General features: G+C 69.8%; 14 protein-coding genes. 2 read left to right on the top strand and 12 right to left on the bottom strand.

The window, feature by feature from the left end:
* Positions 1–16 precede the first annotated feature (16 nt).
* A complete protein-coding gene (locus tag E5P2_RS15305; protein WP_162567987.1) occupies positions 17–790 on the bottom strand; it encodes a ferredoxin--NADP reductase in 774 nt (257 codons plus the stop codon).
* A 68-nt stretch (positions 791–858) separates the two neighbouring features.
* Here E5P2_RS15305 and E5P2_RS15300 point away from each other — a divergent pair, with 68 nt between their 5' ends.
* Together E5P2_RS15300 and E5P2_RS15295 are read left to right on the top strand one after the other, a co-directional pair.
* A complete protein-coding gene (locus E5P2_RS15300) occupies positions 859–1692 on the top strand; it encodes an IclR family transcriptional regulator (RefSeq protein ID WP_162567986.1) in 834 nt (277 codons plus the stop codon).
* Positions 1693–1724: 32 nt separating this feature from the next.
* Complete coding sequence (locus E5P2_RS15295) at positions 1725–1949, top strand: hypothetical protein (RefSeq protein WP_162567985.1); 225 nt, start codon at positions 1725–1727, stop codon at positions 1947–1949.
* Between the two features lie 25 nt (positions 1950–1974).
* Here the strand turns inward: E5P2_RS15295 and E5P2_RS15290 are convergent, their stop codons facing one another.
* The 11 genes from E5P2_RS15290 to E5P2_RS15240 all read right to left on the bottom strand — a co-directional run bounded on the left by E5P2_RS15290 (position 1975) and on the right by E5P2_RS15240 (position 24010).
* Positions 1975–7131 carry a malto-oligosyltrehalose synthase gene (locus E5P2_RS15290; RefSeq protein WP_162567984.1) on the bottom strand — a complete coding sequence of 1719 codons (5157 nt, stop codon included), beginning with the start codon at positions 7129–7131 and terminating at the stop codon, positions 1975–1977.
* A complete protein-coding gene (gene treZ, locus E5P2_RS15285) occupies positions 7124–8971 on the bottom strand; it encodes a malto-oligosyltrehalose trehalohydrolase (RefSeq protein ID WP_162567983.1) in 1848 nt (615 codons plus the stop codon). Before treZ ends, E5P2_RS15290 begins: the two co-directional genes overlap by 8 nt.
* Positions 8968–11097 (bottom strand): glycogen debranching protein GlgX, encoded by a 2130-nt coding sequence (glgX, locus tag E5P2_RS15280; protein WP_162567982.1) that lies wholly within the window; start codon positions 11095–11097, stop codon positions 8968–8970. Before glgX ends, treZ begins: the two co-directional genes overlap by 4 nt.
* Complete coding sequence (locus E5P2_RS15275; RefSeq protein ID WP_162567981.1) at positions 11094–11939, bottom strand: mechanosensitive ion channel family protein; 846 nt, start codon at positions 11937–11939, stop codon at positions 11094–11096. Before E5P2_RS15275 ends, glgX begins: the two co-directional genes overlap by 4 nt.
* A gap of 44 nt (positions 11940–11983) precedes the next feature.
* Entirely contained in the window at positions 11984–15322 is a 3339-nt protein-coding gene (gene treS, locus E5P2_RS15270) for a maltose alpha-D-glucosyltransferase (RefSeq protein WP_162567980.1), read from the bottom strand.
* A 13-nt stretch (positions 15323–15335) separates the two neighbouring features.
* On the bottom strand, positions 15336–17420 hold the full coding sequence (locus E5P2_RS15265; protein ID WP_162567979.1) for an alpha-1,4-glucan--maltose-1-phosphate maltosyltransferase: 2085 nt from the start codon (positions 17418–17420) through the stop codon (positions 15336–15338).
* Positions 17413–19302, bottom strand: coding sequence for a 1,4-alpha-glucan branching protein GlgB (glgB, locus tag E5P2_RS15260; protein ID WP_162567978.1), 1890 nt, complete (start codon positions 19300–19302; stop codon positions 17413–17415). Before glgB ends, E5P2_RS15265 begins: the two co-directional genes overlap by 8 nt.
* A gap of 117 nt (positions 19303–19419) precedes the next feature.
* Positions 19420–20196: an alpha/beta hydrolase family protein gene (locus E5P2_RS15255; RefSeq protein WP_162567977.1), complete on the bottom strand. Its 777-nt coding sequence runs from the start codon at positions 20194–20196 to the stop codon at positions 19420–19422.
* Positions 20180–21307, bottom strand: a complete 1128-nt coding sequence (locus E5P2_RS15250) for a DUF3182 family protein (protein ID WP_162567976.1) — start codon at positions 21305–21307, stop codon at positions 20180–20182. Before E5P2_RS15250 ends, E5P2_RS15255 begins: the two co-directional genes overlap by 17 nt.
* Positions 21308–21334: 27 nt before the next feature.
* A complete protein-coding gene (locus tag E5P2_RS15245; RefSeq protein WP_162567975.1) occupies positions 21335–21592 on the bottom strand; it encodes a hypothetical protein in 258 nt (85 codons plus the stop codon).
* A 48-nt stretch (positions 21593–21640) separates the two neighbouring features.
* Positions 21641–24010 (bottom strand): ATP-dependent DNA helicase, encoded by a 2370-nt coding sequence (locus E5P2_RS15240; protein ID WP_162567974.1) that lies wholly within the window; start codon positions 24008–24010, stop codon positions 21641–21643.
* Positions 24011–24126: the final 116 nt, after the last annotated feature.

The raw sequence follows: 24126 nt of genomic DNA, 5'->3' as shown, positions 1-24126 counted from the left end.
GCGGACTCCTCGCGCCTCACTGCTCGGCGAAGGCGCGCTCGACCACGAAGTGGCCGGGGATCGAGGTGTTGCCTTCCTCGAAGCCGCGCTGTTCCAGGATGTGCCGCAGGTCGCGCAGCATGCCGGGGCTGCCGCAGATCATGATGCGGTCGGATGCGGCATCGAGCGGCGGCAGTGCCAGATCCTGCAGCAGCTTCCCGCTTTCGAGCAGCGTGGTGATGCGGCCCGTGTTGCGGAAGGGCTCGCGCGTCACCGTCGGGTAGTAGTGCAGCCGGCCCGCCACCAGGTCGCCCAGCACCGCGTCGCGCGGCAGATGCTCGGCCAGCAGGTCGTGGTAGGCCAGCTCGTTGGCCGTGCGCACGCCGTGGATCAGCACCACCTGCTCGTAGCGCTCGTAGGTGTCGGGGTCGCGCACGATGCTCATGAAGGGCGCGAGCCCGGTGCCGGTGGCGAACAGGAAGAGCCGCCGGCCCGGCAGCAGATAGCCGGTGACCAGCGTGCCGGTCGGCTTGCGGCCGACGATCACCGGATCGCCCGGCTGCAGATGCTGCAGGCGCGAGGTGAGCGGACCGCCGGGCACCTTGATGCTCAGGAACTCGAGGTGGTCCTCGTAGTTGGCGCTGGCGATGCTGTAGGCGCGCAGCAGCGGCTTGTCGCCGACCCTGAGGCCGATCATGGTGAAGTGGCCGTTGCAAAAGCGCAGCGAAGACTCGCGTGTCGTGGTGAAGGTGAACAGGCGATCGGTCCAGTGCCTCACGCTCAGGACGGTCTCTTCGTTGAGTGCGCTCATCGGGTGTCTCGGATCTTGAAGTGGCGCAAAGTCTAGGAGGAAGTCTCATTTGAACCTATCATTCGCAAATGAGAACACCCACCGTCGTGCATCGCATCGACCGCGGCACCGCCGCCGTCGAAGTCCGGACACCGCCTCGCGCACCCGCGCGCGCCATGCAGGTGGTGGAGGCGCTGGCCCGGTCCAGGGACGGCCTGTCGCTGGCGGCGCTGAGCGCCGCGCTGGCGCTGCCCAAGACCAGCCTGCTGCATCTGATGCGCGCGCTCGAGGCCGCGCGCTATGTACAGCGCGTGCCGGCCGGCTTCCAGCTCGGCGTCGGCAGCTACCGGCTGGCCGCGATGATCGATGCCACCAACGGCTTCGCGCATTCCTCGCAGCAGGTGCTGCACGGGCTTTTGCAGCAGACCCGCGAGACGGTCCTGATCGGGCAGTTTGCCCCCGACCGGCTCTCCGGCATCTACATCGACCGGCTGCCGAGCCCGCAGGCGGTGCGCTTCACGCCGGACCTGAACATCGGCCGGCCGCTGTACTGCACGGCGATGGGCAAGGTGCTGCTCGCCTTCGCCGGCGATGAAACGCTTGCGACCTACCTGCAGTCGGTCAGGCTCTCGCGCTTCACCGACCGGACGCTGACGAGCAAGCGCGCGCTGCGCGCGGAGCTGGCCGAGGTGCGCGCCAACGGCTTCGCGCGCTCGGCCGACGAGATGCTGGAAGGCGGCGGCGCACTGGCCGCGCCGGTGTTCGATCAGGAAGGGCGCATCCGCATGAGCCTGGTCATCGCCGCGCCGACGGCGCGCCTGCTGGCCCACGGCGGCAAGTGGTCGACGCTGCTGAAGGATGCCGCGGCCGGTCTTTCGGGCGTGCTGGGGCCGACAGAGCGCCCGCGTGCGGATCCGGGCTGAATCCTGGCCGGCGGCACGGCATACTCGGCGCCGTGACCATCAGCTTTCTTCATCGCCTGGCAGAGCAGCAGCTGCCGATCGCCGTCTCCCGCGGTGCCGACATCGACGCCGTGCGCGTGCTGGCCCTGGCCGGCCACGTGAAGGCGACCATCCCCGGACCGATGCGCACACTGGACGGCTACGCGCAGCCGCCGGCGACCGTCACGGCCATCACCTCGCTGGGGCAGAGCATGCTGCGGCGTTTCCCCCGGCGCTGAAACGCAAGCGCAGCGCGCAGAGCGCCTATGCGTCGGCGGGCACGTCGATCAGCGCCGCGCCGGGGAAGATCTGGAACACCTGCGCCAGCGCCAGCCCATCGAGGCGCACGGTATGGCGCGCACCGCTCAGGCGGTCCTCGAAGCAGCGGCCTTCGGCCCAGGCCGGCAGCAGCACCCGCGTGTCGCCCCAGCCCGCCGCGCCGAGCCGCAGGCGCCGCGCAGGCTCGCCGCCTTCGGCATCGCCGTGGTCCTCGCGGTCCATGGTCGCGTGCAGGCGTGCGGCGAGCACGATGAGCGTGCGCCCCTCGTGGCGGCGCAGGAAGGCCACCACGTGGGCCGCACGCGCGCCACGCACTTCGAGCGGCTCGTAGCTGCCGAGCCGGAAAAGGCGCGGCAGCTCGCGCCGCAGGCCCAGCAGCCGCCAGATGAACCACAGCTTGGCCTCGCCGCTCTCCGGCGCCGCGGCCATGCGCGCGAGCGCCGGCGCGCGCGCTTCGCGGCCGGACGGCAGCGCCTCGAAGGCCGCGAGCCGCGCCGAACGGGCCTCGTAGTCGACCGGACGGCGGTTGTCCGGATCCACCAGGCTGTGGTCGATCAGCTCGCAGCCCTGGTAGAGATCGGGCACGCCGGGCGAGCCGTATTTGATCAGCATCAGGCTCAGGCCGTTGAGCGCGCCGTACCAGTTGAGCGCGACCGCCAGCGTGCGCAGGTCGGCCAGGAAGCGGTTGTGCTCGCGCAGCGCCAGCGCGGCGCGCACGAAGCTTTCGAGCGCCTGTTCGTACTCGGCATCGGGCTGCGTCCAGCTGGTGCCGGTCTTGCCCTCGCGCGCGGCCTTGCGCATGTAGAGCACGATGCGCTCGACGTAGGCCCCATGCGCGGCGGCATCGGGCTCGGGCTCCAGCGTGCCGAGCAGCGTCTGGTAGAAAAGGTATTCGTGCGCGGCCGAGGGCGCCTGCGGCGCGGCGCGCAGCGACGCATTCATCGCCTGCCAGCGCCTGAGGCCCAGGCGCCAGCGCGCCGGCATTTCGGACAGCACGTCGATGCGCAGCCGCACGTCCTCGGCGCGCTTGTTGTCGTGCGTCGAAGTGGCCAGCATGGTGTGCGGCCAGCGCCGCTGCCGGTCGGCGCCGGCCTCATGGAAAGCGGCGACCGACATGCCGAGCTGGTCGGGCTCGCCGCCGACCTCGTTGGCCGCGGCCAGCGGGAAGTAGCGGTAGAACGCGGTGTCCTCCACGCCCTTGGCCGCGACCGGCGCGCTGAACTGCTGGAAGCGGCTCGCGAAGCGCAGCACGCGCCTGCGCGCGCCGTCGCCGCTGTCTTCGGGCGCGCGGCCCAGCAGCGCATCGCGCACGAAGGCGAACACCGTCGCGTCGGGCAGCTGCAGGCGCCGGCCGGCTTCGCGCACGGCGAGTTCGACGTAGTGCACGTCCTGCGGGTCCGGCGCATCGGTGGTGTTGTAGGTGCGGTAGACCGCCATGCTCGCCACCACGGCCGCGAGCACGGCGCGCAGCGTGTTGAGCGTGTGGTCGCGCGTGTGGCGGTTGTCCTTGGCGATGCGCAGCAGCGCATGCGCGAGCAGCTCGAGGTCGGCCGCCAGCGCGCCGCGCGCGACGTCGCGGCGCGCCTTCCACACCACCTCGTCGAAGCTTTCGTTCACGCCGGTGAAGCCGCGCCAGATGCGCCGCAGCCGTTCGGCCGAGCGCTCGTCCACCAGCACCGCGTTGGCCACGTTCGCGAAGCGGTAGCCGGTGGTGCCATGCACGGCCCATGATTCCGGCACTTCTTCGTGCGCGGCGGCGATCTTCTCGGCCACCACGTAGAGCGGGCGTGCCGGACGGCCGTGCGCATCGGGCACGCGCAGGCCGGTGCCCGCGCGGCGCGCGAAGCCGTCCTGCAGCCGTTCGAAGTACTGCGCCGGATCGTGCAGCCCATCGGGATGGTCGATGCGCAGGCCATCGACCCAGCCGCGCGCGGCCATGTCGAGCGCCAGCGCATGGGTGGCCTCGAACACCTGCGCGCGCTCGATGCGCAGCGCGGCCAGGCCGTTGATGTCGAAGAAGCGCCGGTAGTTGATCTCGTCGGCGGCCACCTGCCACCACGCGAGCCGATAGGCCTGCGCTTCGAGGAGCTGATGCAGCGCCTCGCGCTGGTCCGGCCGGCGGTATTCGTCGACCGCGAAGGCGATCGCCTGTGCGACCGGCCGCCGTTCCACGGCCAGTGCCGCGAGCCGCGCCTTGAGCAATTCCTTGTCGCGCGCACGCTCGGCCATTGCCTGCGGCGTGAGTCCGCGTCCGGCCGGCAGGTTGCGCAGCGCGGTCGCGATGCTCGCGAGCGCCGCGGCGGCCTCGGGCTCGCCCAGGTGCAGGCCCGCGCGGTCGAGCACCGGCGCGAAGCTCTGCGGTGCGAGCGGGAAGCGGTGCGCGTGGTAGTGGATCGCGAACGCGCCGCGCTCGCCATACCACTGCAGTTGCAGCTCGCCGCGCTCCAGGATCGCGCCATAGGATTCGCCGAGCACCGGCAGCAGCACCTTGCCGGCGAGGCGCGGATCGAGCGGCTGCCAATCGATGTCGAAGTGCCGGGCATAGAGCGAGGCGGTGCCGTTCTCGAGCACGTCCATCCACCAGGCGTTGTCGGCACCGGTGATGCCCATGTGGTTGGGCACGAGGTCGAGCAACTGGCCCATGCCCTGCTGCTTGAGCGCGGCGGTGAAGCGCTCGAAGGCCGGCATGCCGCCCAGCTCGGGATTGATCTCGTCGTGCGCCACCACGTCGTAGCCGTGCATGCTGCCCGGCATCGCGCGCTGGATCGGCGAGCAGTACACGTGGCTGATGCCGAGCCGCGCGAGGTAGGGAAGGATGCGCACCGCATCGTCGAAAGTGAAGCCGCTGTGGAACTGCAGGCGGTAGGTGGCGTCGGGCACGCGCGTCGCGTGGCGGCGCGGGAAGTGCTCGCCGAGTTCCGTCGCCGGCGGACGGCTGCGTGCGAGCCGGCGGCACAGGCGCTGCATGAGCGGCGCGCTCCAGAGTTCTTCCGCCGGCAGCGCGTACTTGCGGCGCCAGTTGGGATGCTCGCCGGTGGTGCCGGGCATGTTGGCCTGTTCGCGTTCGCCGAGCGCGTCCTCGAGCTGCACCACCATCAGGCTGGACCGCGTCTCGGCGAGGAAGGCATGCACGGCTTCGACGCTTTCCGGATCGAGCGTGTCGCGGCCGACATCGGTCGCGAGCATCGGGGACGAAGGCTGCCCGGTCGCCTGCTGCACCGCGAGCAGCAGCTGCACGCGTTCGCGTGCGCGGTCGCGCACTTGCTGCTCGAACACCGGCACGCCCGGATAGAGACCGAGTTCGAGCCGCGTGCGCAGGTCGTGCACCGACCACCAGCCCGCCAGCGTCGCGAGGTCGTGCGTGCTGACCGCGACCACCGCGTGGCGCGGATAGTCCGAGGGTGGGCGAAAGCCGCCGTCGCGCTGCTCGAAATACAGCAGCCGGTACGACAGCACGCCGCGCGCATCGAGCGCGGTGCGCAGGCTGTCGGGCACGGTGCCGAGGTCTTCGCCGATCACCATGCAGCGCTGGCGCTGGCTCTCCAGCGCGACGATGGCGAGCAGCTCGTCGACCGGGTAGTGCACGTAGGCGCCATCGTGCGCCGTGCCACCGGCCGGGATCCAGAACAGCCGCATCAACGCCATCACATGGTCGATGCGCACCGCACCCGCGCTGCGCATGTTGGCGCGCAGGGCCTCGATGAAGATGCGGTAGTGGTCCTCGCGCAGGCGATCGGGCCGCAGCGGCGGCAGGCCCCAGTCCTGGCCGTTCGGATTGAATTCGTCCGGCGGCGCGCCGACGCGCGCGCCGGGCGCGAAGCAGGCGCGATGGCGCCAGGTGTCGGAGCCGCCGCGATCGACCGAGACCGCGAGATCCAGGTACAGCCCGAGCGGCATGCCGGCGTCGCGGCATTGGCGGTCGACCGAGGCAAGCTGCCGTGCCGCCTGCCATTGAAGGTACGCGTAGAAGCCGACGCGCTCGGCCTGCGAATGCGCGAAGGCCGCGACCGCTGCACCATCCGGATCGCGATGGTCCTCGGGCCATGCGGGCCAACCCCAGGCATCGGGGTTCGCGCGATGGAAATGTTCCTGCAGCGCTTCGAACAGCGCATGCCGGCGCAGGGCTTCGCCCTCGCGCGCGCGGTAGGCATCGAAGGCCTGGACCTCCGGGTCGTCGGCCTTCGCGGCGCGGCGCGCGCAGAAATGCCGATACAGCATTTCGAGCACTTCCTGCTTGGCCGCCGCCACGCCCGCATGATCGACCAGCGGCGCATCGCGCAGCGCGGCCAGGCGGGCCTGGAAGGCCGGCGAATGCACGCACTCGCGCGCCGCGGCATCGTCGCGGAAATCGGGGATGGCCTCGACATCGAGGTACAGCACGTTGAGCTGCGCGCGCGACGACGGGCTGTAGGGACTGCAGCGCTGCGGATCGTGCGGGAACAGCGCATGCAGCGGATTGAGCCCGATCACGGCCGCGCCTTCGCTTGCGGCGCGCGCCGCGAAGGCCGCGAGGTCGGTGAAGTCGCCCATGCCCCAGTTGCGCCGCGAGCGCAGGCCGTAGAGCTGCACGGTCATGCCCCAGAGGCGGCCGCCGTTGTCCAGCGCCGGCGGCTGGTGGCAGCGCGCGGGCGCGCACACGAGCAGCGTCTCGCCAGGCTGGCCGGCAAGGCGCAGGCGGTGGTAGCCGGCGGGCAGCGCGAGCGCGATCCCCAGGCGGTACATCGCATGCGGCACGCCGTCTACGTCGGCGCGTTCATCGACGTGCAGCGATGCGGTCCGCGCGCTGCCTTCGTGGACTGCGCTGCCTTCTTCGACCAGATGCCATTCGAGCCGCGCGACATCGGCCGGCAGCCGCACCGACACCGCGAAGGAGGCACTGCCGGCCTCGAACGCAAGCACCGCGGGCAGGGCGCGGCGCCATATGGCGCGCTCGGCCTCGGCGTCGGCATCCTCGTGCACGCGGCGCGGATCGGCCGCGTCTTCCTCGGGCAGCGCCACGCCGGCTTCGCGCAGCAGCGCCACCAGCGAGGCCGGCGCGACCGCATGCAGCTTGCCCCAGACATCGTGGTAGTCGGTGGCGATGCCATGGCGGCCGCAGAGCCGCCGCAGGGCGTCGCTCAGGCCCGGGCTCGCGTCATGCATCGAAGGCTTCCTCCAGCAGCGCGCAGACACCGCCGGGTGCGAGCGTGAAGCCGTCGCCCGCCGTGCCGTGCAGCGCATAGACGATGCGACCCGGCAGTCCGGCGATGCGGCGTTCGATGCGGTCGAAGTTCGCGATCAGGTGCCAGCGTGCCGGGGTCTTCGCATCGTTGTGCGCATCGAGTCGCCAGACGACATACAGCAGGTCGGCGTCGCAGGTCCGGCGATCGGCGCGGCAGCGGTGGCCCAGACGCGGCACGAGTTCGGCACGGCGCACGGCGAGCAGCTCGCGCGTGTGGCGCAGCGCCAGCGCGTGCGCGGGCGCATCGTGTTCGTCCCAGCGCAGCTTGGATGCAAGAAAGGCCTCGTCGCTGTTGGGATCGGGAATGCGTGCGCGCGCAGCTTCGTCGGCAAAAGCGGCGAAGCGGCCGAATTCGGCGCGGCGTCCGGCCGCCACGGCTGCCGCCAGCTCGGGACCGAGGTCGCAGAAATACAGGAAGGGCGACGAAGCCGCGAACTCCTCGCCCATGAACAGCATCGGCGTGTGCGGCGACAGCAGCACGCAGGCGCGCGCGGCCTGCACGCGCGCCGCGTCGGCGAGCGCATCGATGCGCTCGCCGAAAGCGCGGTTGCCGACCTGGTCGTGCGTCTGCAGGAAGGAGACGAAGGCTTGCGGCGGCAGGCCTTTGGAAGGCTCGCCGCGCGTCTCGCCGCCGCGAAACCCGGAGGCTTGTCCGGTGAAGACGAAGCCCTCGGCCAAGGCCAGCGCGAACTGCGCGGCCGGGTCCTTTGCATAGTCCGCGTAGTAGCCGTCGTGCTCGCCGGTCAGCAGCACGTGGGCGGCGTGGTGCAGATCGTCGTTCCATTGCGCGCTGCCCGCGATCGGCCGGCCCTCTGCATCGCGCCGCAGGCGGCTCGCCTGGTTGAGGTCGTTCTCCAGCACCACATGGATGTGGCGCTCGCGTCCCGGGCCGTTGCGCAGGGCCGCGCAGATCTCCTCGACGATCGGCGGCATCGAGTCGTCGCGGATCGCGTGGACGGCATCCATGCGCAGGCCGTCGAAGCGATATTCCTCGACCCAGTAGAGCGCGTTGTGCACGAAGAAATCGCGCACCGTGCGCGCCTCTGGACCGTCGAAGTTGATCGCGGCGCCCCACGGCGTCTGGTGCGCGGCGTTGAAGAACTGGGGGCAGTAGGCATGCAGGTAGTTGCCCTCCGGCCCGAAGTGGTTGTAGACGACGTCGATCAGCACCATCAGGCCGAGGTCGTGCGCGGCCTCGACGAAGGCCTTGAGTTCTTCGGGCGTGCCGTAGGTGGCGTCGGGTGCGAAGGGCAGCACGCCGTCATAGCCCCAGTTGCGCCGCCCCGGAAAGTCGGCCAGCGGCATCAGCTCGACGGCGGTGATGCCGGCGTCGGCGAGCTCGGGCAAACGCGCCGTCGCGGCCGCGAAGCTGCCTTCGGACGTGAAGGTGCCGACGTGGATCTCGGAGACCACGGCCTCGCGCCAGGGGCGGCCGGTCCAGTGCGTGTCGGTCCACGCATGCGCGTTCGGATCGATCACTTCGCTCGGCCCGTGCACGTCCTCGGGATTGCGGCGCGAGGCCGGGTCGGGCACGTGCAAGCCATCGGGCAGCAAGTAACGGTAGCGGTCGCCGGCAGCGGCTTCGGCCAGCGTGGCTTCGTGCCAGCCTGCGTCGTCGCGCGCCATCGGCGCCGTGCGCCATGCGCCTTTGCGCGCCCATTCGAGCGCGACCTGCGCCGCCGCGGGTGCCCACAGCCGGAAGCGGACGCCGCCGCCGTCGAGGAGCTCGGCGCCGAAGGGCATCCGGTGCGCGTGCTTCATGGCTTCGCGATCGTGCGGCTCAACAACACCAGCGAACGGCCCCGCAGCGCATAGACCGGGTCTTCGAGCGGCGCCTCGTGCATGTCCTCCTGCGCGGTGTCGAGCAGCCGGCACCAGCGATGGCCTTGGGAGGCCGGCACCGTGAAGGGCAGGGGCTCGTGGTAGGCGTTGAGCAGCAGCAGGAAATCGTCGTCGCGCTGCGCCTCGCCGCGCGCGCCGATGTCGGTGATGCCGCGGCCGGAAATCAGCGCACCGAGGCAGCGCACGTGCTCGTCCTGCCAGTCGGCCGGCGTCATCTCCTCGCCGCCGGGCTTGAGCCAGACCACGTCCTTCGGCAGGCCTTCGCCGATCGGCTGGCCGCGAAAGAAGCTGCGCCGGCGGAACGAGGGATGGCGCCGCCGGATGCGGATCAGCCGGGCCACGAAGGCGCGCAGCGATTCGCGCTCGGGCGACGAGGTCCAGTCGAGCCAGCCGAGTTCGTTGTCCTGGCAGTAGACGTTGTTGTTGCCCTTCTGCGTGTGGCCGCTCTCGTCGCCCGCCAGCAGCATCGGCACGCCCTGCGACAGCAGCAGCGTGGCGAGGTAGTTGCGCTTCTGCTGTTCGCGCAGCGCGTTGACTTCGGGCCGGTCGCTCGGTCCCTCGGCGCCGCAGTTCCACGACAGGTTGTTGCTGTTGCCGTCGCGGTTCTCCTCGCCGTTGGCCTCGTTGTGCTTGTCGTTGTAGGAAACCAGGTCGTGCAGCGTGAAGCCGTCGTGCGCGGTGATGAAGTTGATGCTGGCGTGCGGCCCCTTGCCCGACCAGCCGTAGAGGTCCTGCGAGCCCGCGAAGCGGTCGGCGACATCGCCGACCATGCCGGCATCGCCCTTCCACCAGCTGCGCATGCCGTCGCGGTAGCGGTCGTTCCATTCGGCCCAGCCGGGCGGGAAGTTGCCGACCTGGTAGCCGCCGTGGCCCAGGTCCCAGGGTTCGGCGATCAGCTTGACGCGGTTGAGCGTCGGGTCCTGCCGGATCGCATCGAAGAAGCCGCCGAGGTTCTCGACCTTGCCGGCCTCGCGCGCCAGCGCCGAGGCGAGGTCGAAGCGGAAGCCGTCGACGTGCATCTCGTCGGCCCAGTAGCGCAGCGAGTCCATCACCAGTTGCAGCGCGCGCGGATGCTCGAGGTTGACGGTGTTGCCGCAGCCGGTGAAGTCGTCGTAGTAGCGCCGGTTGTCGGCATTGACGATGTAGTAGGACGCGTTGTCGACGCCGCGCATCGACAGCGTCGGGCCGAGCTGGTTGCCTTCGCAGGTGTGGTTGTAGACCACGTCGAGGATCACTTCGATGCCTGCCGAGTGCAGGGTCTTGACCATCGTCTTGAATTCCTTGACCTTGCCCGAGGCGGCATAGCGCATCTCGGGCGCGAAGTAGGCCAGCGAGTTGTAGCCCCAGTAGTTCTGCAGGCCCTGCTCGGCCAGGTGGCGATCGTTGAGGAAGGCATGCACGGGCAGCAGCTCGACGGTGGTCACGCCGAGGCGCTGGAGGTACTCGACCACCGGCGCGCAGGCGAGCGCCGCATAGGTGCCGCGCAGATCCTCGGGAATGTCGGGATGCGTCCTGGTGAAGCCGCGCACGTGCATCTCGTAGATCACCATGTCCTGCCACGGCACCTCGGGGCGGCGGTCGTCACCCCAGGTGAAGGCGGTTTCGAGCACGCGGCCCTTGGGCATGAAGGCCGCGCTGTCGCGGCGGTCGAACGAAAGGTCCTCCCGCTTGCTGCCGACCGTGTAGCCATAGACCGCATCGCTCCAGCGCAGCGCGCCGATCAGGTCCTTGGCGTAGGGGTCGACCAGCAGCTTGTTCGGATTGAAGCGATGGCCTTCCTCCGGCTTGTAGCGGCCGTGCACGCGGTAGCCGTAGGCCATGCCGGGTCGCGCCTGGGGCAGGTAGCAATGCCAGACGTCGTTGGTGCGCTCGCGCAGCGTGATGCGCTGGCGCTCGTGGCGGCCCTTGTCGTCGAACAGGCAGAGCTCGACCTTGTCGGCGTGCTTGGAGAACAGCGCGAAGTTCACGCCCTGGCCGTCCCAGGTGGCGCCCAGCGGATAGGGACGGCCCGGCCAGACGGCGGTCAGTGCGGCGTGGTTTCTCATCGGCGCTGGCTGGTCGGCTCGTTGTCGGCGCTGCGGTCGCCGGCGCGTGTCGGCCACATCGAGCGCCGCCGTGCGCCGGGCACGGCGGCGGTCGGGACGATGGGTGTGACCACGGGCAGGTCGGCAGGATTGGCCGTGTCGGGCGGCGTCGCCTCGGCGCGCAGCCCGGGCTCGGGCCGGTTGCGCGGCCACCAGTGGTCGATGCGCTCGGCTGCCCAGTCCTTGCCCGCGAGCCCGAAGGCCAGCGCCAGCGCGAACACCACGCCGGCCAGGATCACCAGGAAGCTCAGGCGCACGATGTCGCCGCCGACCTTGACCTGGTCGAGCGCGATCAGCACCACGAACACCAGGATCGCGTACTGCGCGAGCTTGCCCAGCACGAAGCCGTCCTGCATGTTGGCATTGCGACCGTAGGTGGTCACGGCATCGCCGACGAAGCGCGCGAAATAGGCGCCGAAGGCCAGGATCAGCAGCGCGACGAAGAGATTGGGCACGAACCACACGACGCGCCCGAGCAGGTCGGTGACGTAGGTGAGGCCGAGCCCGTTGAAGGCGACCAGCAGCGCCGCCAGGATCACGAACCAGTAGGCCAGCACGCCGAACAGGCCGGTGGTGTCGCTGCGCATGCCGCCCTGGCGCAGGAAGTTGTCGATGCCGGCGCGCTCGGTGAGCACGTGGAAGTTGATGGCGCGCAGCATGCGCACCACCGCGAAGCGCACCACCTTGGCGATCAGCCAGCCGGCGACCACCACGGCCGCGGCGAACAGCAGGCGCGGGATGAAGGCGCCGATCTGGATCAGGAAGGCGCGTACCGGCTCCAGGTACATCGTGAATTCGTTCATGGCTCTCTCCCGGGGGATTCGGATTCGTGGATGGCGTCGTTCATTCAGCGCGGCGCGGCGTCGGCCGGCGCGGGCCGGTCGAGCAGCGCGAGGATGCCCTGCAGCGGCACCGGCACCCATTCGATGCGGTTGCCGAGTTCGTAGCGCAGTTCGTAGAAGGCCTTCTCGAGCTCGAACAGCTCGAGCATGTCGGGGTCGATGGCGCCGGCTGCCGGTGGCAGGCTGGCGGTGTAGCCGGCGAGGAAGGCGGTGCGCGTCTCTTGCTCCCAGGCGCGCACGGCGGGATCGAAGCGGGCCAGCTCGTCGGCGTTCTGCGCCGCGCGGCGCAGCGCGGTCCAGCGTGCGTAGTTGAAGGAGCGCAGCATGCCCGCGACGTCGCGCAGCGGCGAGCGCTTGGCGCGCCGTTCTTCCATCGAGCGCGCCGGCTCGCCTTCGAAGTCGATGATCACGAAGTCGTTGCGCGCCACCAGCACCTGGCCGAGGTGGTAGTCGCCGTGGAAGCGCGACTTCATGCTGCCGGCGCGGTCGACGCGCAGCGCGTCGATGCGGCCGCGGATGTCGGCCGCGCGGTCCAGCAGGCGCCGCGCATCGTCCTGCGAGGCGGCGGGCAGGCCGTCGATGCTTTTCTCCAGCGTCGCGAGCGTGCCTTCGGCCTCGCTCCGCGCATGGTCGCGCACGGCGACCAGGTCCTCGGCCGTGAAGGTTTCCGGATCGAAGGCCGGATCGCCGGTGTGCCGCGCCAGCGCGGCATGCAGCTCGGCGGTGCGCTGCCCGAGGATGCGGATCAGCGCGAGGAATGCGCCGTGCGGATCGGCCGACATGCCGCCGTCGAGGTCGCGCAGCTCGGCCAGGAAGCGTTCGAGGTAGGCCAGCGTGTAGTCCCAGCCGTCGCCCTGGTTGGGCACGTAGGCCTGCAGCAGGCCGAGCGTCATCACCGTGCCGTCCTCGGCCGTGTATTCGAGCGCGCCGGCGACCGGCACGCAGTTCGGGAAGTCGACCACCTCGGTGAGGAAGCGGCCGATCTCCAGCTCGGGATTGATGCCGGGGCGCAAGCGGCGATAGCCCTTGAGGAAGAGCTCGTCGCCGATCGTGACCACGGTGTTGCTGCTCATCGCGCTCGGCCGGCTGACGGGCAGCTCGGGCAGTTCGTCGAGGATCAGCTGGCGGCCGATGGTGGTCGGGCGGAAATGCATGCGGCCCTTGACGCTGGCCACCGTGGTGTCGCCGACGATGGCGCGCACCACGGCGCGCGCGAAGGCCTCGTCGAAGAAGGCGTCGCCCATCAGGCCGACGTTGGCCTGCTGGCGGATCTTGGCGATCGCGGCTGGCGTGAGGCTCTTCATGCGTTCCTCGTCGCGGTCTTCCCACGCGAGCGCGAGCGGCATGAAGTAGGTGGATTGCTCCGGCGGTCCCTGCAGGTCGAGCAGCGGCAGCATCCAGCTCTGGCCCTCGCTTTCCCAGATGGCGTAGTCGGCGACCTCGGCGCGCGCGATGGCCGAGCCCTTGGACGCATACCAGCGCTGCGCCTCGATGTGGCGCGGCAGCGTGTCGCTCTCGAACTGCAGGCGCAGCCGGTCGGCGAAGCCGATGCGCCATGGCATCACGCGCTCCTTGAACAGGCTGGTCCAGCCGTCGAAGAGCACCAGCACCGGCCGGTCCTGCAGTCCCACCGCTTCCTGGTGCCAGCTGGGCATGTCGACCTCGTTGGTGAGCTTGAACCAGTAGAAGCCGTAGGACGCGAGCGTCAGCAGATAGGGCAGCTCGCCGATCGGCGGAAAGGAGGTGCGGCCCAGCATCTCCACCGGCACGCGGCCCTTGAAGGCCGACAGGTCGAGCTCGACCGGCTGCGCCGCGCGCGAGAGGTTGAACACCGACAGGATCACGTCGTCGTCGTGCTCGCTGATGCAGGCGAGGATCTTGCGGTTGCCGGGCTTGAGGAAGGTGCGCGCACCGCGGCCGAAGGCGCGGCTGGTCTTGCGCACGGCCAGCATGCGCCGGGTCCAGTGCAGGAGCGAGCTCTTGTCGCGCAGCTGGGTCTCGACGTTGACGGACTCGTAGCCGTACATCGGGTCCATGATCGGCTGCAGGTAGAGGCGTTGCGGATCGGCGCGCGAGAAACCGGCGTTGCGGTCGGGGCTCCACTGCATCGGCGTGCGCACGCCGTTGCGGTCGCCGACGAACACGTTGTCGCCCATGCCGAGTTCGTCGCCGTAATAGATGATCGGCGAGCCGGGCATCGACAGCAGCATGCCGTTCATGAGCTTGATGCGGTCCTTGTCGTTGTCCATCAGCGGCGCGAGGCGCCGCCGGATGCCGAGGTTGATGCGCGCCTGCACGTCGGCCGCGTAGGTGGTGTACATGTAGTCGCGCTCGCGGCTGGTCACCATCTCGAGCGTGAGCTCGTCGTGGTTGCGCAGGAAGATCGCCCACTGGCAGCCTTCGGGAATGTCGGGCGTCTGCTGCAGGATCTCGACGATCGGGTCGCGGTCCTCCTGGGCGATCGCCATGTACATGCGCGGCATCAGCGGGAAGTGGTAGGCCATGTGGCACTCGTCGCCGTCGCCGAAATACTCGCGCACGTCCTCGGGCCACATGTTGGCTTCGGCCAGCAGGAAGCGGTTCTTGTACTCGGCGTCGATGGCGGCGCGCAGCTTCTTGATCACCACGTGCGTCTCGGGCAGGTTCTCGTTGCTGGTGCCGTCGCGCTCGATCAGGTAGGGAATGGCGTCGAGGCGGAAGCCGTCCACGCCCATGTCGAGCCAGAAGCGCATGGTCTTGAAGACGGCTTCGAGCACGGCCGGGTTGTCGAAATTCAGGTCCGGCTGGTGGCTGAAGAAGCGGTGCCAGTAGAAGGCCTTGGCCACCGGGTCCCAGGTCCAGTTGGACTTCTCGGTATCGGTGAAGATGATGCGCGTGCCCTGGTAGAGCTGGTCGGTGTCGCTCCACACGTAGAAGTCGCGCTCGGGCGAGCCGGGCGCGGCCTGGCGCGCGGCCTGGAACCACGGATGCTCGGACGAGGTGTGGTTGATGACCAGCTCGATGATCACGCGCAGCTCGCGGCGGTGCGCCTCTTTCAGCATCTCGCGGAAGTCGTCGAGCGAGCCGAACTGCGGATGGATGTCCTCGTACTCGGAGATGTCGTAGCCGTCGTCGCGCAGCGGCGAGGGATAGAAGGGCATCAGCCAGATCGTGTTGACGCCGAGCTCCTTCACGTAGTCGAGCTTCTCGGCCACGCCCTTGAAGTCGCCGACGCCGTCGTTGTTGGAGTCGAAGAAGGCCTTGACGTTGAGCTGGTAGATCACCGCGTCGCGGTACCAGGTGGGATCGTCCGAGGTGTCGATCTCGACCGTTTCGAGGGCGAGGTTGGGCAGGGGAGCGTTCATGGTGACGGCGGCCTCAGGCGTAGTAGTCGAAGTCGCGCTCGTCGCGCAGGCGCCGGCGCACCGCGAACACGTGCGCCGGCACGCGCCGGGGATCGAGCTGGATGAAATGGCGCGTGCCCTGCCAGACGAAGCGCTGGTCGGTCAGCAGGTCGTGCATCTGGAACGGATGGTCGCGCGGCACGCCGACGGCCTCGGCGTCGAGCGCGAGCCAGCCGGACTGCGTGGTGTAGGGGTCGAGGTTGACGACCGTGACCACCACGTTGGCGCCATCGGGCGACTGCTTCATGTAGGCGATCAGGCGGTCGTTGTCGATGGGGAGGAAGCGCAGGCTGTGGTCGGCCTGCAGCGCCGGGTTGGCATGGCGGATCGCGTTCACGCGCGCGATGAAGGGGCGCAGGCCCGCGCCGGCATCCCAGTCCCAGTGGCGCAGCTGGTACTTCTCGGAGTCGAGGTATTCCTCGCTGGCCGGACCGCGTGGCTTGTGTTCGAGCAGTTCGTAGGCCGGGCCGTACATGCCGTAGCTGGCGGCCAGCGTCGCGGCCAGCACGAGGCGCGACTTGAAGACCGATTCCTCGCCGGTCTGCAGCGCCTCGTGCAGGATGTCGGGCGTGTTGGGCCAGGCGTTGGGCCTGAAGTAGTCGTGGCCCAGCCCCTGCGACAGCTCGGTGAAGTACTCGGTGAGTTCTTCCTTGGTGTTGCGCCAGGTGAAGTAGGTGTACGACTGCGTGAAGCCGAGCTTGGCGAGGCGGTGCATCACCTTGGGCCGCGTGAAGGCCTCGGCCAGGAAGATGATGTCAGGGTGCGCGCGCTTGACTTCGGTGATCGCCCATTCCCAGAACGCGAAGGCCTTGGTGTGCGGGTTGTCGACGCGGAACACGGCCACGCCTTCGGCGATCCAGTGGTCGAGCACGCTCTTGAGTTCGCTCCACAGCGCGGGCCAGTCCTCGCTCTCGAAGTTGAAGGGGTAGATGTCCTGGTATTTCTTGGGCGGGTTCTCGGCGTACTGCACGCTGCCGTCGGGACGCCAGCGGAACCACGAGGGATGCGCCTTCACGTAGGGATGATCGGGCGCGCACTGGAAGGCGATGTCGAGCGCGATCTCCAGGCCTTGCCTGCGTGCGGCCTCGACGAGATGGCGGAAGTCCTCTGGCGTGCCGAGTTCGGCGAGGATCGCCTTGTGGCCGCCCTCGGCCGCGCCGATGGCCCACGGGCTGCCGACATCGCCGGGCTCGGTGACGAGGGCGTTGTTCTTTCCCTTGCGCTGCTCACGGCCGACTGGATGGATCGGCGGAAAGTAAAGCACGTCGAAGCCCATCGCCGCGATGGTCGGCAGGCGCGCCTCGACATCGGCAAAGCTGCCGTGCACGCCGGGCGTCGTACCGGCCGAGCGCGGAAACAGTTCGTACCAGGTGCTGAAGCGCGCGCGTTCGCGGTCGGCGACGAGCGGCAGCTCGGCGCCGAAGCGGGTTTCGAGGCGGCGATCGGGATGGCGCTCGGCGGTGGCGGCCAGCACTTCGTCGAGCGCGAGTGCCTTCAGGGCCAGCGCTTCCATGCCGGCATCGGCCGCGCCCTGTTCGAGTGCGCGTGCCCACTGGGCCAGCGCCTGCCGGTCCTCGCCCGCGGCGCGCTCGGCAGCGGCGGCGATCTCGAGTGCGCCGACGCGTGCGGCGACGCGGATGTCTTCGGGATCGACGCGCCGCAACAGCTCGTTGCGCCACGAATCGAAGGCATCGACCCAGGCGACCACGGTGTAGGCATAGCGGCCCGGCGCGGGCGGTATGAATTCCGTATGCCACTCGTCGTTCCACTTGAGCTTCATCGGCAACTCGTGGCGCGCGGCATCGCCGTCGCGCCACCACTGCAGCATCACGCGCAACGCATCGTGGCCGTCGGTGAAGCAGTGCGCGGTGATGCGCACGCTGTCGCCGGCGACCCGTTTGATCGCGAAGCGGCCGCCGTCGACGATCGGCAGGACCGCGTCGATGACAGCGCGCGCGCGGCCATCGGCGACCTGGATCGGCGTGGGTGCGGGCGCGCTCGCTGCGGTGGCCTGGGCGAAAGTGGTGGTGGCGGGTGCAGGGCTCTCGGTCTTAGGCATCGGCGCTGGCCTTGAAGAAGAGGGTTGAAAGCGGAGGCAGGGTGAGCGTGAGGCTGTGCTTGCGGCCATGCGAACGCACCGGCGCAGCATCGACCGTGCCAAGGTTGCCCCAGCCCGCGCCGCCGAACGCACGGGCATCGCTGTTGAGGATCTCGTGCCAGGTGCCGCCGCGCGGCACGCCGAGCACGTAGTTCTGCCGCGGCACCGGCGTCAGGTTGCAGACCACCAGCAGCGGCTGGCCGTCGGCATCCTTGCGCAGGAAGGCGAACACGCTCTGCGCATGGTCGTCGGCCTCGATCCATTCGAAGCCGTCGGGGCTGAAGTCGCGCTGGTAGAGCGCCGGCTCGCCGCGATAGACGCGGTTGAGTTCGCGCACCAATTGCTGCACGCCGTGGTGGCCCGGCAGCCCGGCCACCCACCATTCGAGTTCGCCCTCGTGCGTCCACTCGCGGCGCTGCGCGAACTCGCCGCCCATGAAGAGCAGCTTCTTGCCCGGATGTGCCCACATGAAGGCGAACAGCGCGCGCAGGTTGGCGAACTGCTGCCATTCGTCGCCGGGCATCTTGTTGACCAGCGAGCCCTTGCCGTACACCACTTCGTCGTGCGACAGCGGCAGCACGAAGTTCTCGCTGAAGGCATAGACCAGCGAGAAGGTCAGGCGATGGTGGTGGTAGCGCCGGTTGATCGGGTCTTCCTTCATGTAGGCCAGCGCATCGTGCATCCAGCCCATGTTCCATTTCATGCCGAAGCCCAGGCCGCCCATCTCGGTCGGGCGCGAGACCTTGGGCCAGGCGGTCGATTCCTCGGCCACGGTGAAGGCATCGGGCTGCTCGCGGTAGACGGCGCGGTTGAGGTCCTGCAGGAAATCGATCGCCTCGAGGTTCTCGCGCCCGCCCCACTTGTTGGGAATCCATTCGCCCTCGTTGCGCGCGTAGTCGAGGTAGAGCATCGAGGCCACCGCGTCGACGCGCAGGCCGTCGATGTGGTACTGGCCGAGCCAGAACAGGCCCGACGAAATCAGGAAGCTGCGCACTTCGTCGCGGCCGTAGTTGAAGATGGCCGAGTTCCATTCCGGATGGAAGCCCTGGCGCGGATCGGCATGCTCGTAGAGGTGCGTGCCGTCGAACTCGGCCAGCCCGTGCAGGTCGCACGGGAAGTGCGAAGGCACCCAGTCCAGCAGCACGCCGATGCCGCACTGGTGCAGGTGGTCGATGAAGTACATCAGGTCCTGCGGCGTGCCGTAGCGCGCCGTCGGCGCGAAGTAGCCGGTGGTCTGGTAGCCCCAGGAGCCGTAGAACGGGTGCTCGGTGATCGGCATCAGCTCGACGTGGGTGAAGCCCATGTGCACCACGTAGTCGGCCAGCGCATGCGCGGCTTCGCGGTAGTTCATCGGCTGACCGTCCTTGCGGCGCCACGAGCCCAGGTGCACTTCGTAGATCGCGACCGGCGCATCGAGCGCATTGCGCGGCCCGCGCTGCGCCATCCAGTCGGCATCGCCCCAGTCGTATTCGAGCGACCAGATGCGCGAGGCGGTGGCCGGCGGCGCCTCGGCGAAGAGCGCGAGCGGATCGGCCTTCTCGAGCACGCGGCCGTCGCGCGCGACGATGCGGTACTTGTAGGCATCGCCGCGTTTCGCGCCGGCGCTGCGGCCTTCCCACACGCCGGTGGCGTCGCGCCGTCCCGCGAGCGGATCGGCATCGGCGTTCCAGCCGTTCCAGTCGCCGATCACCGAGACCGAGGCGGCGTTGGGGGCCCACACCGCGAAGTGGACGCCACCGGCGCCGGCTTGCGGATGAGCGCCCAGCTGTTGATAGAGGCGCGCATGCGTGCCCTCGCGAAAGAGGTAGGCGTCGGTGTCGCCGAAACGGGAGGGAGGGGTCACGGCAGTGCGGGCTCCGGGGTGATGATAAGCAACCCCTTTGCAGGGCCGCGATCACCGAAGCGTACGCCTCAAAGCATGCCTGCCCTGTCGGACGGCGGCTCAAGCGCCTCCGACGGCTCAGGCAGGGCTTTTCGGCACCGGCCGCACCCTTCCGGAAGCTGCCTTGGCGCCGAGCACCATTTCGGTCATCCAGTTGACCAGCAGCATGCCGTAGGCCTGCCGCATCTCGTCGGTCGACAGCGCGTGGTCCGCGCCCGAGAGCACGCGGTAGGTGGCCGAGCGCACGTGGCGAAAGGCATTGACGTAATTCTTGATGACCGGGTGCGGCACCGTCCTGTCGTCCGCGGACTCGGCGATCAGCACGTCGCCCTGGAAGGCCTCGCAGGCGGCCAGCGCGCGGTTGTCCTGAGCCGGGATGGCCAGCTGCCGATAGGCCGCGAGGTCCTCGCGGCTCAGCAGGCCCTTGGGCGTGTCCCAGTTCTCGTCGCGATAGAGCGCTGGCGCGCGCAGCGCGAGCCAGCGCACCGGCCGCTGCGCGCTGGCCAGCGCGGCGAGGTAGCCGCCGTAGCTGCTGCCGACGATCGCGATGGAAGCCGGGTCGACCGCCGGATGGCGCACCAGCCGGTCGTAGGCCGCGAGCACGTCGTGCAGGTTGTCCTCGCGCGTGACGGCGCTGCGCTGCGCCTTGTGCCGTGCGTGGCCGCGCAGGTCGATGGTCAGGCAGATGCAGCCCAGCGCCGCGATCTCGTGGGCGCGCGCGAGGTACTGCGCCTGGCTGCCGTCCCAGCCGTGCACCAGCAGCACGCCGGGAATGACCGCGGACGGCGCCACCAGCGTGCCGGCGATGTGCTGGTCGTCGACCGCGATGTCGATCGGCTCAGTGCGTGTCGGCATCGGCTGCGACCACCGCGTATTTGGCCAGCGGGCCGGCCTGCGCGTCGACGCCGTGGAAGTAGCAGGTCGCGCCGGGCGGCGGCGCGCCGGTCCCGTAGGCCTCGAACGACGAGGCGCGCACGGTGCTGCACTCCGGCCGGTCGCGGAAGGTCTCGAGCGCGGCGATCTCCGCGCCGGTCGCGCCGCCGATGTGCCACGATTGCCCGAGCACGCCGGAGCGCGCTTCGCCGTCGGCCGCGCGCCCCTGCGCGATGTCGTAGTTGATGCGCGACGCGAAGAAGCCCGCGAAGCAGTCGGCCACGGCGTCGTGGTAGCGCTGGGCCTGCCGGACCGCGAGCCGCACCGCGGGCGTGAGCGGCTGCGCCAGCAGCGCATCGAAACCGCCGCGCACGAAGTGCAGGTCGGAGCCGCCATAGGCCGTGGCGCCGCGGTTGTCGCGGGTCTCTCGCTGCCTGCCGTGGTAGCTCGCGACGGTGCGGTCGACGATCACCTGGCCGACGCTGAAGGTGAGCGGCGCAGCGAGGTTCTCCTCGAGCACCAGCCCATGGGCGCGCACCTCGTCCGTCTCCATCGCATCCAGGCAGCGCGTCAGCGCGTCGGCATTCTCGACCACGGTCTGGCCGCGGCCGCCCGTGGCGCGCGCCGGCTTGATGCGCACGGGCCCGTGCACGAGCAGTTGCAGGCCGGCGCGGCGCGCGTCGTCGCGCGCGAAGGCCGAGAAGCCCTTCAACACCGTGCCGCTGACGCGCTCGCCGAAGCCCGATGCCCAGCCCGGTGGCCGCGCGGCATCGGCATCGACCAGGGAATGGGTGATGACCTTGGTCGCGACGAAGGGATGCGGCACCACGCCGCCGAACAGGTCGTGCAGGTCGCGGATGCCGAGCGCGCCCGCGGTGTCGCTACCCGCGAGCGTGTCGCTGGGCACGAAGTACATGGGCGGCGCATAGGCCCGCGTGCGGTCGTATTCGCCGCAATAGGCATGGCGCTTGAGGCCGGCCAGCCGGCGCGCGGCTTCGGCGCGCGTGCGGTGCTCGTGTTCGCTGTCGAAGGCGCGATGGTCTGCCGTCAGCGCGACCACGCTGCCTGCGGCGGGGTTCGGGTTGCCGTCCATGGCCGGGCGTTCCAGCGCACGGCCGGCTCAGCGCTTGCCGCGCCGCATGCGCTCGGCTTCCTCGGTCTGGGCGGCGTCGGTGCCGATGTCGGGGGTGCCGGGATAGTCGGTCTTGCCGATGGCGTCGCGGCCCTGGCGGCTGCCTTCCATCGGATCGTGCTGGCCGACGGCCCGGTTCTGCCGGATGTTGCGGCCGGAGGCATCGCCGCGGTCGCCGAGCCGGGCCTCTGCCTCGCCGAGCGGGCCTGCGGTCTCGCCGGCCGGGGTCTTGGGTTGATCAGGCATCACATGCTCCTTTTCGATCAGGTGATGCGGATGAGGTTTGCCGCCCGTTCAGCCGGGCGGCGCGGGCGGCCGTGCCGACACGAAGTCGGACGATGCCGCATGCCTTGCCGCTCGCGCGCCGCCGCGCCAGAACATCGGCTGCATCCGCCACCAGTTCGGCAGCAGCTCGCGGATGGACGGCTGCGCGAAGCGGTCGTCGAGCAGGTACAGCACGCCCGCATCCTGCTCGGTGCGGATCACGCGGCCGGCGGCCTGCACCACCTTCTGCAGCCCCGGATAGACGTAGGCGTATTCGTAGCCATCGCCGAACAGCGACTGCATGCGCTCGCGCATGACCTCGTTCGGCGCATTGTGCTGCGGCAGGCCCAGGCTGGCGACGAAGGCGCCGACCAGCCGATCGCCCGGCAGGTCGATCCCTTCGCCGAAGGCGCCGCCGAGCACCGCGAAGCCGACGCCCGCGCCGCCCGGCGCGAAGCGCGCGAGGAAGGCCTCGCGCTCGGCCTCGCTCATGCCGCGCGACTGGACCCAGATCGGAATCCGCGGATGGCGCAGCGCGAAGGCCTGCGAGGCCGCGGCCAGGTACTCGAAGCTGCCGAAGAAGGCGAGGTAGTTGCCCGGCCGTTCGGCGAACTGCGCTGCGACGATGTCGGTCAGCGCGCCGAGCGAACGCGTGCGGTCGCGCCACCGCGTCGAGACATCCATGGCCACGCGCACCGTCAGCTGCTCGCTGCGGAACGGCGATCCGATGTCCAGCGTCGCCGTGTCCTCGGGCAGGCCGAGCGTGTCGCGATAGAAGGAAAAGGGCGCGAGCGTGCCGGAGAAGCACACGCTGGCCACCGCGCCCGCGAAGCGCGGCTGCAGAAAGGGCGCAGGCACCAGGTTGCGGATGCAGAGCGTGCGCCCGCCCTCGGCACGGGTCGACTCGAAGACGGAGTGCGCGCCGAAGGATTCCGACAACCGGGTGAAGTGCAGCGCGTCGAAGAAGAAGCGTTGCAGCAGGCCCTTGGAATCCGCGGGCTCGACGGCGAAGTGATCGGCGATCGCGGAGACCGCTTCCTGCAGCGCGCGCAGAAACTTCGACGGGATGGCGTCGCGGGCTTCGTAGTCGGCGCCCTGTTCGTCCTGCAGGCGCTGCCACTCGTTGCCGAGGCGGCGCAGCGACGGGCCGATGGCGCGCGGTGCCGCCCGGCGCACCGCATCGAGGACGCCGGCATCGAGCTCGGCGCTGTACATCGCGCGGGCGCGTTCGAGCAGGTTGTGGGCCTCGTCGACCAGCAGCGCGACGCGCCATTCCTCGTCCTTCGCGAGCGCATGCAGCATGGCGCTGGCGTCGAAGTAGTAGTTGTAGTCGCCGACGACCACGTCGCTCCAGCGCACCATTTCCTGCGCGAGGAAGTAGGGGCAGATGCGGTGGGCGAGGGCGATGCGGCGCAGTGCCGCGCGATCGAGCCAGCCTGCGCGCACGGCTTCGCTGCGCGCAGGCGCCAGGCGGTCGTAGAAGCCGCGCGCCAGCGGGCAGGCATCGCCGTGGCAGGCGTGCCCGGGGTATTCGCAGACCTTCTCGCGCGCAGCCAGTTCGAGCACGCGCAGCGCGGTTCCTTCGCGGTCGAGGAGCCGAAGCGCGCGCAGCGCCACGGCCCGACCGGAGGTCTTGGCGGTGAGGAAGAAGATCCGGTCGATCTTCTGCGCCTGCCGCGCCTTGAGCAGCGGGAACAGCGTGGCGACGGTCTTGCCGATGCCGGTCGGCGCCTGCGTCAACAGACAGCGCTGCGAGGCCGCCGCGCGATAGACGGCCTGCGCCAGCTCGCGCTGTCCCGGGCGGAAGCCTTCGTGCGGAAATGCGAGGGCCTGCAGGGCCGTGTCGAGTTCGGCGCGGTGTGCGGCCTCCTGCGCGGCCCAGGTCAGGAAGCGGCCGCACAGCGTCTCGAAGTGCGTGCGCAGCGCTTCGCGGGTGCATGTCTCTTCGAGGACGATTTCCTTGTCGGCTGCCAGGTCGAGGTAGACGAGGGCGATATCGATGTGCTCGAGCGAATGCCGCTCGCACAGCATCCACGCATAGGTCCTGGCCTGTGCCCAATGCAGTGCGCGATGGTTGAGCTTGATGGCGTCGAAGTCGCCGCGGAAGGTCTTGATTTCTTCCAGCCGGTTGCGGCGCGGGTCGTGGCCGTCCGCACGGCCTCTGACGCGCAGGCCGCGGAAGGAAGAGGAGAGCGCGAGTTCGCTCTCGTATCCCGCGCCCCGGCGGCCCTGCACCAGCCGATGGCCGGCAGCGCCTTCCTGTGCGCTCGGCGAGGGCACGAAGCGCAGGTCGAGATCGCCGGCCTTCGCGCAGAAGGCGCAGAGCGCCTTGACCGAGACCGTGTGGGTGCAGGCGGTCCTGGTCGATTCGGGGTCGGAGGGCGCAGGAACAGCGGCCATGGGCTGCATGAATGGATGGGGTATCCGCTTGGCTCCCGCCGAGCAAGCTACTGGATAAACATCCATATGTTAGCGACGAACCCGAAGAGCCGCTGCGCTTGGGGCGACCGCTCAGA

This window comes from Variovorax sp. SRS16 (assembly GCF_901827165.1).
Lineage (GTDB): Bacteria > Pseudomonadota > Gammaproteobacteria > Burkholderiales > Burkholderiaceae_C > Variovorax.
This window is presented reverse-complemented; position numbering and strand designations above follow the sequence as displayed.

What these genes read in the sequence shown, in the direction of transcription:
- E5P2_RS15255 (WP_162567977.1), bottom strand. Translation starts at nt 20,196, where the DNA reads ATGCCGACACGCACTGAGCCGATCGACATCGCGGTCGACGACCAGCAC.
- E5P2_RS15250 (WP_162567976.1), bottom strand. Translation starts at nt 21,307, where the DNA reads ATGGACGGCAACCCGAACCCCGCCGCAGGCAGCGTGGTCGCGCTGACG.
- E5P2_RS15290 (WP_162567984.1), bottom strand. Translation starts at nt 7,131, where the DNA reads ATGCATGACGCGAGCCCGGGCCTGAGCGACGCCCTGCGGCGGCTCTGC.
- E5P2_RS15305 (WP_162567987.1), bottom strand. Translation starts at nt 790, where the DNA reads ATGAGCGCACTCAACGAAGAGACCGTCCTGAGCGTGAGGCACTGGACC.
- E5P2_RS15265 (WP_162567979.1), bottom strand. Translation starts at nt 17,420, where the DNA reads ATGCCTAAGACCGAGAGCCCTGCACCCGCCACCACCACTTTCGCCCAG.
- E5P2_RS15275 (WP_162567981.1), bottom strand. Translation starts at nt 11,939, where the DNA reads ATGAACGAATTCACGATGTACCTGGAGCCGGTACGCGCCTTCCTGATC.
- E5P2_RS15300 (WP_162567986.1), top strand. Translation starts at nt 859, where the DNA reads ATGAGAACACCCACCGTCGTGCATCGCATCGACCGCGGCACCGCCGCC.
- E5P2_RS15245 (WP_162567975.1), bottom strand. Translation starts at nt 21,592, where the DNA reads ATGCCTGATCAACCCAAGACCCCGGCCGGCGAGACCGCAGGCCCGCTC.
- glgX (WP_162567982.1), bottom strand. Translation starts at nt 11,097, where the DNA reads ATGAGAAACCACGCCGCACTGACCGCCGTCTGGCCGGGCCGTCCCTAT.
- treS (WP_162567980.1), bottom strand. Translation starts at nt 15,322, where the DNA reads ATGAACGCTCCCCTGCCCAACCTCGCCCTCGAAACGGTCGAGATCGAC.
- E5P2_RS15240 (WP_162567974.1), bottom strand. Translation starts at nt 24,010, where the DNA reads ATGGCCGCTGTTCCTGCGCCCTCCGACCCCGAATCGACCAGGACCGCC.
- treZ (WP_162567983.1), bottom strand. Translation starts at nt 8,971, where the DNA reads ATGAAGCACGCGCACCGGATGCCCTTCGGCGCCGAGCTCCTCGACGGC.